The sequence below is a fragment of the Metabacillus sp. SLBN-84 genome, assembly GCF_053629595.1.
In genome coordinates this window covers 3,330,771-3,348,128 of record NZ_JBRJIP010000001.1, presented here as the reverse complement: position 1 = coordinate 3,348,128, position 17,358 = coordinate 3,330,771, and the positions used below count along the sequence as shown (strand labels likewise).

Below are 17,358 nucleotides of genomic sequence, written 5' to 3'. Positions count from 1 at the left end.
CCGGGTTTTTTTTATGTGCATCGAATGATCGGAAAAGCTGCTGAAATCGTTTGTATTAGGGAATAGTAAAAAAAAGGGAGAACCTAAATAATTGTGTTTTAATAAATTGAATTGTATAATGTTTGTATAACTGTTGTACAGGAATTAGGAGGAGTAAACATGGCTAAAAAAATCATAGTCATCGGTGCAGGGCCTGGCGGCTTGGCAGCTGCCATGAATTTAGCGAGTCAGGGGTACCAGGTAGACGTATATGAAAAACAGCCATATGTCGGGGGGCGCAACGCTTCCATTGAACTGGACGGCTTCACGTTTGACATGGGGCCGACCTTTTTGAGCATGGTCCATATTGCTGAAGAGATTTTTGCTTCAGCCGGAAGAAACCTTCATGATTATATGGACATGATTGAACTTGAAGAAATGTACGAACTGATTTTTGACGATCAGTCCTTAAAAATGACAAAAAATCCGGAAAAAATGGTCGAGAGATTAGAAGAGTTTTCGCCGGGGGACGGCAAAGGCTATAACAGGTTCATGAACGATACGCGCAGGAAAATGGCGGCATTGACTCCAATACTGCAAAGTAAAATGGACCGCTTCAGTCATTACATGAGCTGGAAGGTCATTAAGGCTCTTCCGCAGCTGACTGTTACGAAATCGCTGTATGATGTTTTATCAGGCTATTTTAAAGACGAAAGAGTCAAATATGCGTTTACGTTTCAGTCTAAATATCTTGGCATGTCCCCATGGGAATGTCCCGGCGCATTTTCAATCCTTTCTTTTATGGAACACGAATACGGCATTTTTCACCCAAGAGGCGGGGTAAACCAGCTGTCAAAAGCAATGGCAGCCGTGCTGAAAGAGCATGGGGGAACCATCCACCTCGGAAAAGGAGTGAAAAAACTGCTGCTCCAAGGCAAGGATGTGAAAGGCGTCATTCTTGAAGACGGAACGACAGCAGCTGCTGATGAAGTCGTCATCAACGGCGATTTCGCCCACGTTATGTCAAATCTCGTTGAACCGGGAATCTTAAAGAAATTCTCAAAAGAAAAACTGGAGAAGAAAAAATACTCCTGTTCAACCTTCATGATCTACCTCGGTCTCGATAAAAAATATGATCTGCCTCACCATACAATCGTTTTTTCTGAAGATTATAAGAGAAACGTAGAGGAAATCACGAAAACCCTCAAGCTGTCAGGGGATCCGTCCATCTATATTCAAAATGCAGCCGCAACAGATGATACTCTGGCGCCCGAAGGCAAGTCTGCGCTTTACATACTTGCCCCGGTACCAAACAACTTCAGCAATATTGACTGGGAACAGCATCAGGAAGAGTTCCGGGAACTCGTGTTTGAGACAATTGAACGGAAAACGCAGTTTAAAAATTTGAGAAATCATATTGAAACTGAAAAAATCATTACGCCAAAGAACTGGGAAGAAGACATTCTTGTCTATAAAGGAGCAACCTTTAATTTAGGCCATCAGCTGACACAGATGATGGTGCTCAGACCGCACAACAAATTTGAAGAGCTGAACAACTGCTGGCTTGTCGGAGGAGGAACTCATCCGGGCAGCGGGCTTCCTACCATTCTCGAATCAGCAAGGATCACGACTAATGCCATAATGGACGAAACCAGTCATGCTCTACCAATCAAATCTGAAAAGAAATTGGGGAATGCACTATGAAAATTGCAATAGCGGGCGGCGGCATTGGCGGGCTTATTTCAGCTCTTATGCTCAGGAAAAAAGGATATGAGGTCAGTTTGTTTGAAAAGAGAGACAGACTTGGGGGAAGGCTTGCCTTTACAGAAGAGAAGGGGTACAGGATCGATGAAGGCCCGACAATAGTTCTTTTGCCGGAAATGCTCACATCCATTTTGAATGAAGCAGGAATTAGCCGTGATCAGTACGAATTAATCAATATTAATCCGCTTTATAAACTGCACTTTAAAGATGGGTCTTCGTACACGAAATACAATTCCATTGAACGGCAGATCCAGGAGATAAAGGAGAACTTTCCGGGAAATGAAGAAGGCTTCGTTCAGTTCATGAAGGATATGGAGATCCGCTTTAACCTTGGACGGGACCAGTTTCTCGAGAAATCTTTTCATGATAAGCGAACGTTCTGGACACGCAACAATCTGAAAACACTCATGCATCTGAAAGCTTATAAATCTGTAAACAACTCTCTAAAAGCCTATTTTCAGGATGAGAGAATCCGGCAGGCCTATTCCCTGCAGACGCTATATATCGGAGGCAATCCACTTGATTCACCGGCCCTTTATTCGCTTATTTCATTCAGCGAGCATAAGCATGGCATTTATTATCTGAAAGGCGGTTATGCTTCCCTTGTAACGGTTCTTGAAAACGCCCTTCTAAATTCTGGCGTAAAGGTGATGAAAAATGCTACTGTTGAGAGAGTGGTAACAGATGGCGTGCAAGCAGCAGCTCTGATTGTAAACGGAGAAGAAGTCAAGGCGGATGCCTTTGTTTTAAACGGCGATTTTCCGGGCGCATCAAAGATGATTCCAAAGGAGTCAATGCCTGCAAGAAACTATACGGCGTCATCCAGCTGTGTTCTGCTTTACTTCGGACTGGACAAAGTCTACAGGGATTCACCTGTGCATCAGTTTTTCATGGGCTCGAATTTTCAGCAGCATATGAAAGAAATCTTTGAAACAAAAGAAGTTCCGTCAGATCCTTCCATCTACGCATTTCATCCTTCTGTAATCGATTCCTCACTTGCACCCGAGGGACACGGCGTTTTATACGCGCTTGTGCCGGTGCCGTCAGGCAGTTCGATCAACTGGGGGGAACAGGAAGGGTTCGTTGAAAAGATTATTGATCAGCTTGAAGAAAGAGGATTCCCCGGACTCAGAAAGTCGATCCAGTGGAAAAAAGTCAGAACACCGGATGACAAAGAAATGGAAGGACTCTTTCAGGGAGGAAGCTTCGGCATCGCTCCGACTTTGTTTCAATCCGGCGTGTTCAGACCGCAGGTTAAACCATCCAAGCTCACAAACGTTTATGCAGCAGGAGCTTCGATTCACCCCGGAGGCGGAGTCCCGATCGTGATGCAGGGGGCGAAGCTGATGGTTTCTGCCATCTTATCCGATCATCAAAACAAAGAGAGGGAAGGAGTGAGTCTGAGTGGTTGATTTAAAACAAGCCTATCAGCAATGTGAAGAAGTCATCCGGCATCATTCTAAAACTTTCTATAAAGCTTTTTCGCTTCTGCCTCCCAAAAAAAGAAAAGCAGTGTGGGCTGTTTATGCATTCTGCAGAATCGTCGATGACATTGTAGACGAGGGAGAGAGGCCAAGCGAAGAATTAATGGCATTCACGGCTGAATTTGACTCTTTTCTAAGAGGGGACTACTCCAGAGACAATTTCATGTGGGTGGCCCTTCACGATACATTCACCAATTACGATATGGATGTGGAAGCTTTCCGGGACATGATTAAAGGCCAGGGAATGGATCTTGTCAAAATCCGCTATCAGTCTATGGAAGAAGTGCTCGATTATTCGTATCACGTTGCAAGCACAGTCGGCCTCATGCTTTTGCCGGTGCTTGCTCCGAAAAAGACAAGCCTTCTTCGGGAAGGGGCTATTGCTCTTGGACTCGGCATGCAGCTGACGAACATCCTAAGGGATATCGGAGAAGATCTTGAACGCGGCCGCATTTATGTCCCTGAAGAGGTGATGGCAAGACATAAAATGACCGAATTTGATCTGCAGCAGCAGAAGGTAACCCCTGAATTTATCCGAGTATGGGAGCATCTTGCGGCAGAAGCGGAAAAGCATTATGATACAGCGATGCTGACTATGCATGAATACCCTCTGCATTCCCGCGCACCTGTGAAAGCGGCCGGCCACTTTTACCGTGCGATCCTTAATAAAATCCGCTTAAATGACTACAATGTGTTCGGTGAGCGGAATTTTGTGTCAAGTGAAGAAAAACATGCGATCCTTTCGCAGATCTGATTTTGAACACAGCTCTGAGCTGCACCGTCTTCATCGGGACGGTGCTTTTTAGCAGAGTGTTAATCTTACTATTTTGATTATTCTAAAATAGTGATTGACAGAACCCAATACACAGTATAAGATTACGTTATTCAATTTAATAGCTTGCTTATCAAGAGTGACTGAGGGAACAGGCCCCTGCGACGTCCGGCAACCTCCTTAATTGGAACGGTGCTAAATCCTGCAGAATGTTCTTCATTCTGAAAGATAAGTCGTCATACATACGATTCCTCTTTCTGAATGAAGGAGGAATTTTTTTATTCAATCTAGGGGGAAAAAGACATGAAGAAAATGGTATTGGCATTATTAGTGGCAGGAGCGGGAATCCTGTCTGCGTGCGGCGCAGAAGAAACAAATGGAGAGAAGAAAGAAATTAAAATCGGCGCATCAGCCGGTCCATACACAGATATGGTGGAACTGGCCATTAAACCCGGCCTTGAAAAGAAAGGATATGAAGTTGAGGTTATTCAGTTCAACGATTATATTCAGCCTAATAATGCCCTTGGCAATGATGAACTGGATGCAAACCTGTTTCAGCACAAAATTTACATGGAAACATTCGCTGAGCAAAGCAAACTGGAGCTTTCGGAAATTATCACAGTTCCGACGGCCCCAATGGGATTGTATTCTGATAAAGTAAAGGACATTGATGAAGTCAAAGAGGGTGCCTCAGTCGCCATTCCAAACGATCCGACGAATGCTGCCAGGGCGCTTCATATTCTGAAGGACGCAGGACTGATTCAGTTAAATGAAGAGGTCAGCCCGCTTCAAGTATCTGAAAAAGATGTGACGGAGAATCCTAAAAAACTGACGTTCCTTCCGATCGAAGCTGCACAGCTTCCAAGAGCTGTAGAAGATGCGGACCTTTCTGCCGTGCCGGGGAATTTTGCTCTTGCAGCTAAAATGGACCTTGCGGATGCGGTGACTCTCGAGAACATGAACGATGTACACCGCAATCGCGTTGTGATGAACACAAAAGACGCTGAGTCGGAAATCGCCAAGGATATTAAAGACGTTGTTCAATCCGAAGAGTTTGAGGAGGCAATAGACAAAGATTTTAAAGGATTTGGAAAGCCTGAGTGGATGGAAGGCAAATAAATGGAGCAGAATGAAAACAGTCCGTATTGGGCTGTTTTTCTGATGGGAATTATAAAAAATGAGTTGTGAAAAACTTTGAAACGTGATCGGCGTCCAGCTCCACCGCCTAGATCCTCTGTCAGAACAAATCCAGCAAAAAAGTCAAACCCGGACTTTTCTGCCGGATTCTTATCTGCCTATCGGATCTGTTCAAGGCGTTTCCGCTTTTGTTATTTCTTGAGTAAATTCGCTTCCTCTGAAATAATTGAAATACAGTTTATCCTAAACCTGAATGAAAACAAGAAAGGAGACAGGATGAATAATTTAACCAGCGGATGGAAATTTGACAACAGCTACATGCGTCTTCCGTCACTCTTTTTTGCCAGTCAGAAACCGGCTGCGGCAAGTTCTCCTGAAATAGTGCTGTTCAATGAAAAACTGGCTGTTTCTCTCGGTCTCAGCGCTGACACATTAAAAAGCGATGCGGACGTTTTCGCGGGAAACCGGATTCCAGATGGTGCAGAGCCGATTGCACAAGCATATGCCGGCCACCAATTTGGCCCATTTTACAATGCTTGGAGACGGCCGGGCGATCCTGATTGGTGAGCACTTGACGCCGGATGGCCGGAGAATCGATATGCAGCTGAAAGGCGGAGGAAGGACGAAATTTTCCCGGGGAGGCGACGGCCGGTCTGCTCTTGGTCCAATGCTTCGAGAGTACATTATCAGTGAAGCCATGCATGGTCTCGGCATCCAGACGACACGGAGTCTTGCAGTGGTCACGACGGGGGATGCTGTGATCCGGGAATCGTTTTTGCCTGGTGCAGTTCTGACCCGGATCGCTTCAAGCCACATTAGGGTTGGCACCTTCCAGTATGCGGCTAACTGGGGAAGCATAGAGGATTTAAAGACGCTTGCTGACTATGCAATCAAGCGGCATGATCCAGAGATTGAAGAAAATGAACACGCCTATTTGTCCTTTTTAAAGAAAGTGATTGACCGTCAGGCTGAACTCATTGCCAAATGGCAGCTTGCAGGATTTATTCACGGTGTCATGAACACAGACAACATGACAATCAGCGGAGAAACCATCGATTACGGACCATGTGCCTTTATGGACGCATATGATCCGGGAACTGTATTTAGCTCCATTGATGTCAATGGCCGCTATGCATACGGAAATCAGCCTTACATCGGAGGATGGAACCTTGCAAGACTGGCAGAATCCCTTTTGCCGCTGCTTCATGAGGATGAAGAAAAGGCGGTTGAGATTGCGCAGGATACCCTCTCAGCGTACAGTGATTTGTATCAGCAGTACTGGCTTAATGGAATGAGGGCTAAATTGGGCTTGTTCACTCAGGAAGAAGAGGACGAGTCTCTCGTTCAGGAATGGCTGAAGTTGATGCAGAAGCATCATGCGGATTACACAAATTCGTTCAGGTCACTCACGACTGGTTCATACGGGGACTCTGCCCTGTTTCAATCAGAGGAGTTCGGAAAGTGGAATCGTCTTTGGGAAGAGAGGCTAAGCAGGCAGACGCAATCAAAAGAGGAGTCGCTGCAGCTGATGAAAAACAGCAACCCCGCAGTCATTGCCCGCAATCACCGGGTAGAAGAGGCCCTTGCAGCCGCTGCTGAGGGAAATTACAGTGTGACTGAGAGGCTGCTGCGTGTATTGGAAAATCCGTATGCGTACTCTCCGGAACAGGAAGAATACTGCAAGCTTCCTCTGAATGACGATCAGCCTTACAAGACTTATTGTGGTACGTGAGATGATAAAAAAACTGTTTCCCGCATTCAGGGAAACAGTTTTTTAGCTTCTGTGCCTTGAAGCAACAGCCTCCCCGACGTTCATACCGCTCAGTGTTACCATGGGCGAACCTCCTCCGGGATGGGTGCTGCCGCCAACGAAGGAAAGATTGCGGATGTCTTTTGAAAAATTGGAAGGCCGGAGAAAGGCGTCCATTTTTCTGTTGGCTGAGATGCCGTAAAGAGCTCCGCGGTATGCTCCGAACGTGTCTGCGATTTCAAGCGGAGTTATGACTCGTTCACATGCAAGCTGACCTCGGATCTCGAGTCCTTTTGCCTCCAGAATATCATATATCCGTTCCTTGTATTCTTCTGCATCGGCAGCAAGCTCTCCCTCTTTTGTAAGAGCCGGAGCATTGACCAAAATGAACAGGTTATCTCCTGACGGGGATACGCTTTTGTCCGTATACGAGGAATTACTGATGTAGATGGTCGGCTCACCGCTGTACCGATGCTCAGAAAACAGATCATTGAATTCCTCTTTGTAATCCTTAGAGAAAAAGACATTATGGTGCAAAAGCTCCCTATGTCTTTTTTTCAGGCCGGCCAAAATGACAAATGCAGAGATGGACGGCTGGTAGCTGTCGCGCTTGGAAGCTTTAAATCCCGGACGGTGCTGCTCGTCAACAAGTTCAGGATACGCCTGAAGCAGGTCGGCATTCATGATGACTTCATCCGCTTGAAAAGATCGTCCGTCTTCAAGCAGAACTGATGACACCTTCTTATCTTTGACTTGGAGCCTGTTCACCTTCGACCCAAAGTGAAACCGCACCCCGAGTTTTTCTGCAGCCGCTTTAAATCCTTCTGCAATTTTCACATTCCCGCCTTCAACGTAATAAACGCCCTGCACAAGTTCAAGATAAGCAATCATTGAAAAAGTGGCAGGAGAGATATACGGGGAGGAGCCGATGTATGTGGCATACCGGTCAAACGCCTTGAGCAGCTCAGGGTTTTTAAAATATCTGCCGAAAAAGTGATGCATGGATTCAAGCGGCCGGACTTTCAGCAGCGCGCTTCCAAGAGAAGGTGAAAGGTAGTCTGCAAACGACTGAAACATCTTTGGGAAAAAGTGCGTTTCAGACAGTTTGTACAGCCTCGTAATTTCTCTTAAAAAGTCATCATAATGCTGTGCGGCGAACGGATCGATTTCCTTCAGCTGTTCTTTCATGGCAGCGGTATTGTTTGTAAAATCAAAGACCGTTCCGTCACTAAAAACGTTGCGCGTATGAACATCAAGCTTTTTCATGTTCAGAACGTCACTCATCCTTATGCCTGCTTTTGAAAAGACGCGGTCAAAAACCTGAGGCATGGTAATCGTATTTGGACCAAAGTCAAAATGATAGTCTAAAAGAGAAACAGGCATCAGCTTTCCGCCTGCATGCCTGTTCTTCTCCACAACATCTACGTGAAAGCCTTCGCTTGCAAGAGTAATGGCCGCAGACAGCCCTCCAAGACCGGCTCCGATGACGACTGCTTTTTTCATAGGGAAACGTCCTTTCTTCTATAACACATTCTCAAACCCGCAGACGTTCTTTTCAATGACCTGCTGTCTCAGGGAATCGAGTTCTTTTGTAAACAGTTCCTCAAAACAAAGGTTCTTTTCTTTACGGGAGGTCCCGGTAAGTTCATTGTATGTAATAGGAGGACAAATTCGGACGAAAAGATCCTGCTTTTTCCGGTCTCCAAAAGAATAGTAAAAGATGACGGGAAGAACCGGTATGTGAGGGTGTTTCTCAAGCAGGGAAACCGCCCCTGGCAAAAAGCCTAGAGGGCGCTTCTCGAGATGCATTTCATCCCCCTGCGGGAAAAGACAGACTGATTTGCCCTCATCCAGTTTTCTGCCTGCATACTGAAGAGAAAGCACAATGTCTTTCGGTTTCCCCCGGTTAACAGAAAACGCGCCGAGCTTTCTGAAAAAGGGGAATTCCTTCAGTCCTTTTTCGTGCATCATGATGTAGATATCGTGCTTTATTTTTGCCTGATTGCAGTGGAAAAGAAGAAGACCGTCCCACCACGAACTGTGATTCATGCAGATGATCGCCTGATTGGGCAGCTCTGCAGGCCCATCGAGGTAAATCCCGTTAAAATGGCGTTTAAACAGCTGCCTGTTATAAAGGAAAAACAATTTTTCAAAGTAAGGCTTTTTGGCGGCTTCAATCATGTGGGAACCTCTTTAAAGAATAATAGTAAACCGCAAGCGCTGCAGCAGTCAGCACAAAAGTGGCGGAAACAGCAAGCCACAGTTTGCTGATCAGAGCCAAAAGGATGAACATGGCCTGCATCAGAATAAAAACAAGGACCATCCGGCTGTGCCAGATGCCGCTCACGTTCATTTCGCTATGTACAAGAAAGTAGATGACAGCATGCAGAATGAAGGCAACAATAAACCACCCTGCAAAATTTGAAAAGGGAATGTTGTAGTAAAAACTTTCTGCCTGCCATACCCAGTATTCTTTAACCTCATAGGCTACAGGATCAATGATCAGATCCATCAGAACCGCAAGCAAAGAGCCTGTGAGAACGTAGATCAGCACATTTTTCTTATAGGCGATCACTTTGGCAAGTGCATGTGACGAGGCGATCACCATCAGCCATGCAAATCCGATTGCGATCGGAACGCCGATCAGTTTAGGGCCGAAATCCTGAGTGTAGTAGTAGTCACCAAACAAAATACCGTACTCAACGCCGAGGTGCTCTGCAAAAATGGAGAAAAAAACGATGATCGCAGAAATGGAAAGTCCTTTTGAAGTTCCGTACGAACGGACAAAATAAATGCCTCCAATCAAGCCTGCAGCTATCAGGAACACCACATTTGCCCATTCCAGGGCGGGAGGAAGGATATCAAAGCTTAAAAGAACAACACCGCACGCATACCAGAAAAGGAAAAAATAATAGATTGACTGGTCAATTTTCATTTGTGCACCTCTCTCTACTCTGATTATAAGAAACCGCAGGGGAATGCACAAGGAAACGCGCTCTGGCCATGCGGACGAGGCGTCTGATGAAAGCTGAGCACAAAAAAAGAGCGGCATCACACCGCTCTAAACCACTCTGTTAAGCTGTTGTTTTTTTCTCAGGCTTGCTTCCTTCTGCAGAAGCAAACGATTCAGGATAGCCGTAGCTGCCGTGTTCACTCATATCAAGACCGATCATTTCTTCTTCTTCTGTCACCCGGATTGTGCCCATTGCCTTTTTCATCACAATGAGGATGACGTAAGACACGATGAACGCATACGCGGCACATGAGAGAATGCCGATGGCCTGAACGCCGAGCTGTGTGAGGCCTCCTCCGTAGAACAGTCCCGCAAGTCCGCCGTTTCGCTCAGCAAGCTCCGGAGTAGCGAAGAAACCGGTGGATAATGTACCCCAGACGCCTGCCGCACCGTGAACAGAGAGGGCAAAAATCGGATCATCAATTTTCGCTTTATCAAACAGCTTCATGCTGAAGTAGACAAGAACTCCTGCGACAAGTCCGATGACAACCGCTGCCCACGGGGCCACGAATGCACAGGAGGCAGTGATGGCTACAAGTCCGGCAAGAGCGCCGTTTAAAGTTGTAGGAATATCAGCTTTGCCTGTCATCACCCGGACGGCAATCATCGCTGCGATGGCACCTGCACCTGCTGCAAGCTGCGTGTTTAAAGCAACATATCCAAAAAATCCGTCTGATACGCCGAATGTGCTTCCTGCGTTAAATCCGAACCAGCCGACCCAAAGGATTAAAACGCCTAGAGCCGTGTATACCTGGTTATGGCCGAAAAGCTGATTCATCGTACCGTCTTTTGCATATTTTCCGAGTCTTGGCTTTAAGACAATCGTCGCAGCGAGTGCCGCCATTGCACCAGTCAAATGAACGACTGTGGATCCTGCGAAATCCTGCTTGCCTAAATCCTTAAGCCAGCCGGCTCCCCAAATCCAGTGGGCAACGACCGGATAGATCAATGCAGAGAATAAGACTGCGAAGATAACATATGCAGACAGTTTAGCACGTTCTGCAAATCCTCCGAAGGCAATTGTCAGTGCAATTGCTGCAAAGGCGAGCTGGAAAAAGAAATCAACGGAAGTGGTCAGCCCGTCAGTTGCTGGAGAAGCATCTCCGTAAAAGAAGTTTGAAAGACCGATAAACTTGTTGCCATCACCGTAAATGAACCCGTACCCTACTGCCCAGAACACAAGAGAGGCAATTCCAACTGTAAAAATCGTCTTTCCTGCAATATGACCGGCGTTTTTCATCCGGGTAGATCCCGCTTCAAGAAGAATAAATCCTCCTTGCATGAGCAAAACAAGTATACCCGCAATGACGACCCATAAATTATCCATTAGCACGACAGCATCCATTCCTCAACACACTCCTTTTAATAAAAGATAATAAAGACTGATTTTCATGTCAGGAAATATAACACCTGTTGTTATGTATATTATCATATGGCAAGAGTATGCAGAAAGCAAGCATTTTTCTGAAAATTATAATAAAAAATAAGGACTAATTTCCTGTGTGATTTTTGACAGCGGTTACAACTTGCGTCACATAAGCTGACGCGAAAATTAAAACATCCGGCGGAATCGCCGGATGTCAGATTGCTGCTTTTGAATGTAAAACAAATCCTTTATTGATCCAGACTCTGGACTTCCATCTTATAAGCATGAGGATGCCTCTCAGCCACTCATCCGCTATAAACGCAATCCAGATGCCTGCAAGACCAAGTTCAAATTGAATCCCAAGCACATAGGCAAGCGGAACGCTGATTCCCCACATGGACAAAATACCCATATATACCGGGAACTTTACATCTCCTGCCGCTCTAAGCGCACTGATGATAATCAGATTAAATGCTCTGCCGGGTTCAAGAATGATGGTCAGGAGAAGAAGGACAGCTCCTGTCTGCAGAATCTCGGTGTTATCTGTGAAGATGCCGAACAGACTGTCGGTAAAAATGCTGAATATCACAGCGATAACGGCAGAAGTACCGATACCCCAATAGAGGGACTTCATGCATCTGGCGTAGGCCTGGTTGTATTCTTTTGCTCCTGTCATCTGTCCGATCATAATCTGATTTCCCTGGCTGATCGCGAGACTGAAAAGGAAGATGAACATCATCAGGTTCTGTGCATAAACCTTTGTTGTCAGCGCTTCAGCTCCAAGCATGGTAATAAAAATGGTAATGACGATTTGAGATCCGTTGTAGGCAAGATGCTCACCTGCGGACGGCACCCCGATCTTCAGCAGATTTTTCAGGTGAGAAACAGGCAGTTTAAAAACATCGAGCGCTTTCGTCTGGAATGAAATCCGCTTTACCAGGAGATAAGAAATTGCAATCAGTCCCGCAAGCCTTGAGACAACAGTCGAAAGGGCAACCCCCTCCACTCCAAGAACCGGTATGCCGAATGGTCCGAAAATAAACAGATAATTTCCAATGACATTAAGAATATTCATGCCGATTGTGATATACATCGTATCCTTTGTAAATCCGTAGCTCTTAAGCACAGCTCCAATGGTCATGATAAGCGCCTGAAGGAAACAGAGCCCTCCGACCATCTTTAAGTAATAGTCTGCTTCTGCCATCAGGGCAGGGGGGATATTCATCATCATGAGCATGTTTTCGCTGAAAACAATGACCGCTGCACCGATAATCAGGCCAAGAACCAGATTGGCTGCAATGGATACCTGCGAAATTTCAAGGGCGCTTCTGCTGTTGCCGGCACCGACGTTCTGCGTAATCAGAACAATCGTTCCTGTTGCGATAAAGCCGAACATGACGATTAAAATGTTCAGAATCTGATTCGCCACTCCTACAGCTGCAACAGAGTTATCCGAATACTGGCTGAGCATCAGGGTGTCGGCATTTCCCATCAGCATGTGAAGAAACAGCTCAATAAAAATAGGCCAGGTAAGAGCAAATAATGTCAATTTTCGATCTTTCTTTACTTGAGGCAAAAAACATCCTCCTTCCCAAAAACTTACGTAAAATCATTACTAGTTTACAGATGATCTTCTATAATAAAAAGAGATGATTTCGATCATTTTTGGAAAAATACGACCTGAAGAGAGAGAGCGCCATGTCCTACATCGGTTTTGACATTCCTCCATTTCCAACTTTTATAAAAGGCGGAGATGCTATTTTTAAAAAGGGATCCAAGCACTTTAAGCGCATTTTTACCGTCTTTGATCTGATCTACGTCCAGTCGGGAGAGCTTTACATAACGGAAAACAGCGAGCCATTTACAATAAAAGACGGCCAGTTCATCATCTTAACTCCAGGCTTTGAACACTACGGACATAAAAGCTGCAGAGAAGATACAAGAGTTTTTTGGTGTCATTTCAAAATGGAGGGTGAATTTTCACTGTACAGGGAGGGGTATGAAAACTGGGCAGAGATTCAGACGCGAGACGGGGACTTTGTCGTTCCGCCCCAATTTCATTTTAAACTTCCGGCTTTCGGAGAGTGCCTCCACCGTGATTTTGTTGAAAAGATTTTTGAGAATCTTACACGTCTGGATCATCAGACCCCTGATTTTCCGCTGAGGCAGCAGATTTATTTTCAGGAAATCATTCTTCATCTCCAAAAAGAATCACTGAAGATCTCAAGCGCGGCTGAAAAAGTAGTAGAAGACACGCTGCGTTATATTAGGAAACATTACAAAGAAGAGAAGAAGATGGAGGACGTTGCAAAGGAACTTCACTTTCATCCCGACTACATCACAAGATGCATGCAGAAAACAATGGGGGTCACACCCGTACAGTACTTAACTCAGTACCGGATGGAACAGGCGAAGCGTCTTCTGTCTACTACTGACGATAAAATTTCATTCATTGCAAAAGAGTCCGGCATACAGGATCCCGCCTACTTCACAAAAATATTTAAGCGGCTGGAAGGAGTTTCACCACTTGAATATCGAAAGATAGTATCAAGGAAAAAATAAAACATGTATGAATAAGACCGATAATAGGTCAGGATGGTACTGAAGTTATGGTCTTGGGGGTAAGTGCCTTCAGGGCGGAAAATCATGTGTTTGATGGTTGCGATCTTGGAGATAAGTGTCGTCAAAACAGAAAATCGCTGGCTTGATGGTTCCGAACTCGGAGATAAAGGCCATCAAACGGGAAAATCGCTGGCTTGATGGTTCTGAACTTGGAGATAAAGGCCATCAAACGGGAAAATCGCTGGCTTGATGGTTCCGAACTCGGAGATAAAGGCCATCAAAGCGGAAAACCTGTGGCTTGATGGTTCCGATCTCGGAGATAAGTGCCATCAAACGAGAAAATTGCTGGCTTGATGGTTCTGAACTTGGAGATAAGTGCCATCAAGACAGAAAATCTGCAGCTTGATGGTTCCGAACTCGGAGATAAAGGCCATCAAAGCGGAAAACCTGTGGCTTGATGGTTCCGAACTCGGAGATAAGTGCCATCAAACGAGAAAATTGCTGGCTTGATGGTTCTGAACTTGGAGATAAGTGCCATAAAAACAGAAAACCGGTAGCTTGATGGTTCCGAACTCGGAGATAAAGGCCATCAAACGGGAAAATCGCTGGCTTGATGGTTCCGAACTCGGAGATAAGTGCCGTCAAAACAGGAAATCGCTGGCTTGATGGTTCCGAACTCGGAGATAAGTGCCGTCAAACCGGAAAATCCAAAGCTTGATGGTCCTGATCTCGGAGATAAGTGCCACCAAGCCGGAAAATCCGGGTCTTGATGGTTCCAATCCCGTAGATAAGTGCCACCAAGCCGAAAAATCCGGGTCTTGATGGTTCCAATCTCGTAGATAAGTGCCATCAAGACAGAAAATCTGAAGCTTGATGGTTCCAATTCAAGTAATAAGTAACATTAAACCAGAAACCAATGGAGGAATAAAAATGCCGACAATTAACGTGCCGGGCCACGGCTCATTTGAAACAGAAATGGGAAAAAAACTTGTTTTAGCACTTGAAGATAATGGAGTCAACATTCTCCACCGCTGCGGCGGGAAAGCGAAATGCACAAGCTGCCGCGTGGAAATTCTTGAAGGTGATTTTGAAGATTTAACTAACACAGAACGAAACGCGTTCGCTGAAAAGGGAGTAGAGGATCATCTGCGCCTATCCTGCCAGATCCGCGTAAACGGCGATGTCACCTGCAGGCCGATTATGACGGTTGAAAGCAGGGGCATTGATGCGGGGCCAAGGCCTGAGGAATGAAACCGGATAGTAACACGCCAGAAAATTTTTTCTGGCGTGTTTTTTTGTGGTTTTTATGGGGACAGAGTGGATGGGTTTTGGAAATTTCCGGTGCGAAACCTGCAGGTTGGAGGACATTTGATTGGCGGGTCAAAAAGGAGGAAAGATATGACCATTCAGCAGAGCTGATCTGGTGTAAAAGGTCAATTAGCAGAAGGATATGACCCTTCAGCAGAGCGGATCTGACTTGAAAGGTCAATAAGCAGCAAGATATGACCCTTCAGCAGAACTGGTCCGTCGTGAAAGGTCTATAAGGAGAAAGATATGACCCTTCAGCAGAACTGGTCCGTCGTGAACGGTCAATAATCAGAAGGATAAGCCCCTCCATCAAAACAGTTCCATCGTGAAAGAACCAAAAAAAAGCACCCCATAATCCGGGGCACCTTCATTCCTTACTCCTCAACCAAATAAAACGCCATCTCATAAGGAGGGACTGTCACCGTCAGTTTCTCTGCATGTGCTGCAAATTCTTGCCCGGTCAATAAGTCGGTCAGCTTCGTATCTTCAAGGCTGAACGGAAGAACGGCTGAGAGTTCTTTGTCCGAATTGTTCAGAACGGCTATCATTTTCTGGCTGCTGTTCTGTTTTGTGAAAATGACATGATTGGTCTCATCGTTTGCTTCAACAAAGGTGATGTCGCCGCCGTTTCCGAATACAGGGTACTTTTTGCGCAGGCTGATCAGTTTTTTGACATAAGTGAACAGTTCGCGGTCCTGCTTGTCCTCTTCCCAGATCATGCACTTGCGGCAGCCCGGGTCCTGTTCTCCGTCCATGCCGATTTCATCTCCGTAGTAGATGCACGGTGTTCCGATGAAGCTTAATTGATAGGCAAAAAGCAGTTTCAGTTTTTCTTTGGACCCGCCTGCTGTTGTTAAGATTCTTGGGGTATCATGGCTTCCAAGAAGGTTGAAGGCGACCTCGTTCACGTTTTTAGGATAAGAGTGGAGGACGCTTTCCATGATGTGAACAAATTCTTCCGCTTTCACTTTATTATTTGCGATAAAGTTCATCGTTCCGGTTGTGAACGGGTAATTCATGACGGCATCAAACTGATCACCCTGAAGCCAAGGCATAGAGTCGTGCCAGATTTCACCCAGTATGTAGACATCTTCTTTTTCAGCTCTCACAGCCTGCCTGAACTCTCTCCAGAATGCATGATCCACTTCGTTCGCAACATCGAGGCGCCATCCGTCAATATCAAACTCCCTTACCCAGTAACGGCCCACTTCCAGCAGATAGCTCCGCACTTCTGGATGCTCTGTGTTCAGCTTCGGCATGCTTTCAACAAATGCGAACGCATCATAATTCAAAGAATCATCCTCGTTTTTTAGAGGGAACTTGCGGATGTGAAACCAGTCTTTATAGGCTGATTTCTCACCATGTTCAAGAACGTCCTGAAACTGCGGGAAATAGTAGCCGCTGTGATTGAAAACAGCATCAAGCATCACTTTAATGCCGTTATCAAGACACGTTCTGACAAGGCGCTTAAAGGTTTCTTTATCACCGAATTGCGGGTCAAGCTCCATGTAGTCGATCGTGTCGTATTTGTGGTTTGAATACGCTTTAAAAACAGGAGTGAAATAAATGCCGCTGATGCCAAGGTCCTTCAGGTAGCCGATGTTTTGGATGACTCCTTCAAAATCACCGCCGAAGAAATTGCTGCTTGTCGGTTCTGTTCTTCCCCATTCCAGGGTGCCCTCTGGATTAATAGAAGAATCTCCGTTGGCAAAGCGTTCCGGGAAAATCTGATACCAGACTGTATCCTTCACCCACTCAGGTGCATGGAATACATCCGCTTTATTTAAGAAAGGGAAGGCGAAGTACGGAGCTGTATCGTCCGAGACCACATCTTTAATAAACCCCTTTTCTGTATAGACCCATTTTTCATCTCCTGAAATCAGCTCAAATCCGTAGCGCATTCTTCTGTATTCCGGTTCGACAGCTGTAAACCAGTAGTCAAACAGCTCATCCGATCCGCTTTTCTTCATTTCTTTCTGCTTAAACGTCCAGCCGTCCTTGCTCCATTCATATGGATCGCCATGCACAAGGCTGACGGTTTCAACATCATTCTTCTTCGTGCGCAGTCTGATGTGCAGTGTTTTTTCATCGTATGCGTAGGCATATTGATTTTTAGGGCGGTGATATACAGCTTCTTTTAACAATACATTCACTCTCTTTCTGCGGGCCGTTTTGCAGCGGGGCACAGGAACGGAAGATGTGTGACTATCATCCCATCCTTTT

Annotated in this window: 12 protein-coding genes, 1 pseudogene and 1 riboswitch; of the genes and pseudogenes, 7 read left to right on the top strand and 6 right to left on the bottom strand. The window is 45.7% G+C overall.

The window, feature by feature from the left end; genetic code table 11:
- The first annotated feature begins 159 nt into the window (after positions 1–159).
- The 5 genes and pseudogenes from RKD52_RS17040 to RKD52_RS17020 all read left to right on the top strand — a co-directional run bounded on the left by RKD52_RS17040 (position 160) and on the right by RKD52_RS17020 (position 6,868).
- Positions 160–1,683 (top strand): phytoene desaturase family protein, encoded by a 1,524-nt coding sequence (locus tag RKD52_RS17040; RefSeq protein WP_454100642.1) that lies wholly within the window; start codon positions 160–162, stop codon positions 1,681–1,683.
- Complete coding sequence (locus tag RKD52_RS17035) at positions 1,680–3,155, top strand: phytoene desaturase family protein (RefSeq protein ID WP_454100641.1); 1,476 nt, start codon at positions 1,680–1,682, stop codon at positions 3,153–3,155. The genes RKD52_RS17040 and RKD52_RS17035 overlap by 4 nt, the downstream gene beginning before the upstream one ends.
- Positions 3,148–3,981: a phytoene/squalene synthase family protein gene (locus RKD52_RS17030; RefSeq protein ID WP_454100640.1), complete on the top strand. Its 834-nt coding sequence runs from the start codon at positions 3,148–3,150 to the stop codon at positions 3,979–3,981. Before RKD52_RS17035 ends, RKD52_RS17030 begins: the two co-directional genes overlap by 8 nt.
- A 145-nt stretch (positions 3,982–4,126) precedes the next feature.
- A riboswitch (SAM riboswitch) is annotated at positions 4,127–4,234 on the top strand.
- Between the two features lie 68 nt (positions 4,235–4,302).
- Positions 4,303–5,118 carry a MetQ/NlpA family ABC transporter substrate-binding protein gene (locus tag RKD52_RS17025; RefSeq protein ID WP_454100639.1) on the top strand — a complete coding sequence of 272 codons (816 nt, stop codon included), beginning with the start codon at positions 4,303–4,305 and terminating at the stop codon, positions 5,116–5,118.
- A 294-nt stretch (positions 5,119–5,412) separates the two neighbouring features.
- Positions 5,413–6,868, top strand: a pseudogene (locus RKD52_RS17020) (protein adenylyltransferase SelO).
- A 42-nt stretch (positions 6,869–6,910) separates the two neighbouring features.
- Here RKD52_RS17020 and RKD52_RS17015 read toward each other — a convergent pair.
- The 5 genes from RKD52_RS17015 to RKD52_RS16995 form a co-directional block, all read right to left on the bottom strand.
- A complete protein-coding gene (locus RKD52_RS17015) occupies positions 6,911–8,389 on the bottom strand; it encodes a phytoene desaturase family protein (protein ID WP_454100638.1) in 1,479 nt (492 codons plus the stop codon).
- An 18-nt stretch (positions 8,390–8,407) separates the two neighbouring features.
- A complete protein-coding gene (locus tag RKD52_RS17010; protein ID WP_454100637.1) occupies positions 8,408–9,067 on the bottom strand; it encodes a lysophospholipid acyltransferase family protein in 660 nt (219 codons plus the stop codon).
- Complete coding sequence (locus RKD52_RS17005) at positions 9,060–9,821, bottom strand: carotenoid biosynthesis protein (RefSeq protein WP_454100636.1); 762 nt, start codon at positions 9,819–9,821, stop codon at positions 9,060–9,062. The genes RKD52_RS17010 and RKD52_RS17005 overlap by 8 nt, the downstream gene beginning before the upstream one ends.
- Before the next feature lie 139 nt (positions 9,822–9,960).
- Positions 9,961–11,244 carry an ammonium transporter gene (locus RKD52_RS17000; RefSeq protein WP_369732169.1) on the bottom strand — a complete coding sequence of 428 codons (1,284 nt, stop codon included), beginning with the start codon at positions 11,242–11,244 and terminating at the stop codon, positions 9,961–9,963.
- A gap of 235 nt (positions 11,245–11,479) precedes the next feature.
- Positions 11,480–12,841: an MATE family efflux transporter gene (locus RKD52_RS16995; protein ID WP_454100635.1), complete on the bottom strand. Its 1,362-nt coding sequence runs from the start codon at positions 12,839–12,841 to the stop codon at positions 11,480–11,482.
- A 122-nt stretch (positions 12,842–12,963) separates the two neighbouring features.
- On the opposite strand from RKD52_RS16995, the gene RKD52_RS16990 reads away from it, so the two are divergent.
- Positions 12,964–13,827: a helix-turn-helix domain-containing protein gene (locus RKD52_RS16990; RefSeq protein WP_454100634.1), complete on the top strand. Its 864-nt coding sequence runs from the start codon at positions 12,964–12,966 to the stop codon at positions 13,825–13,827.
- A gap of 930 nt (positions 13,828–14,757) precedes the next feature.
- Complete coding sequence (locus RKD52_RS16985) at positions 14,758–15,078, top strand: 2Fe-2S iron-sulfur cluster-binding protein (protein WP_282034779.1); 321 nt, start codon at positions 14,758–14,760, stop codon at positions 15,076–15,078.
- Positions 15,079–15,509: 431 nt separating this feature from the next.
- Here the strand turns inward: RKD52_RS16985 and RKD52_RS16980 are convergent, their stop codons facing one another.
- The gene (locus tag RKD52_RS16980; RefSeq protein ID WP_454101257.1) at positions 15,510–17,279 is read right to left on the bottom strand and encodes an alpha-glycosidase; all 1,770 of its coding nucleotides are present in this window, start codon (positions 17,277–17,279) and stop codon (positions 15,510–15,512) included.
- Positions 17,280–17,358 lie beyond the last annotated feature (79 nt).

What these genes read in the sequence shown, in the direction of transcription:
- RKD52_RS17040 (WP_454100642.1), top strand. Translation starts at nt 160, where the DNA reads ATGGCTAAAAAAATCATAGTCATCGGTGCAGGGCCTGGCGGCTTGGCA.
- RKD52_RS17035 (WP_454100641.1), top strand. Translation starts at nt 1,680, where the DNA reads ATGAAAATTGCAATAGCGGGCGGCGGCATTGGCGGGCTTATTTCAGCT.
- RKD52_RS17025 (WP_454100639.1), top strand. Translation starts at nt 4,303, where the DNA reads ATGAAGAAAATGGTATTGGCATTATTAGTGGCAGGAGCGGGAATCCTG.
- RKD52_RS17015 (WP_454100638.1), bottom strand. Translation starts at nt 8,389, where the DNA reads ATGAAAAAAGCAGTCGTCATCGGAGCCGGTCTTGGAGGGCTGTCTGCG.
- RKD52_RS17010 (WP_454100637.1), bottom strand. Translation starts at nt 9,067, where the DNA reads ATGATTGAAGCCGCCAAAAAGCCTTACTTTGAAAAATTGTTTTTCCTT.
- RKD52_RS17005 (WP_454100636.1), bottom strand. Translation starts at nt 9,821, where the DNA reads ATGAAAATTGACCAGTCAATCTATTATTTTTTCCTTTTCTGGTATGCG.
- RKD52_RS17000 (WP_369732169.1), bottom strand. Translation starts at nt 11,244, where the DNA reads ATGGATGCTGTCGTGCTAATGGATAATTTATGGGTCGTCATTGCGGGT.
- RKD52_RS16990 (WP_454100634.1), top strand. Translation starts at nt 12,964, where the DNA reads ATGTCCTACATCGGTTTTGACATTCCTCCATTTCCAACTTTTATAAAA.
- RKD52_RS16985 (WP_282034779.1), top strand. Translation starts at nt 14,758, where the DNA reads ATGCCGACAATTAACGTGCCGGGCCACGGCTCATTTGAAACAGAAATG.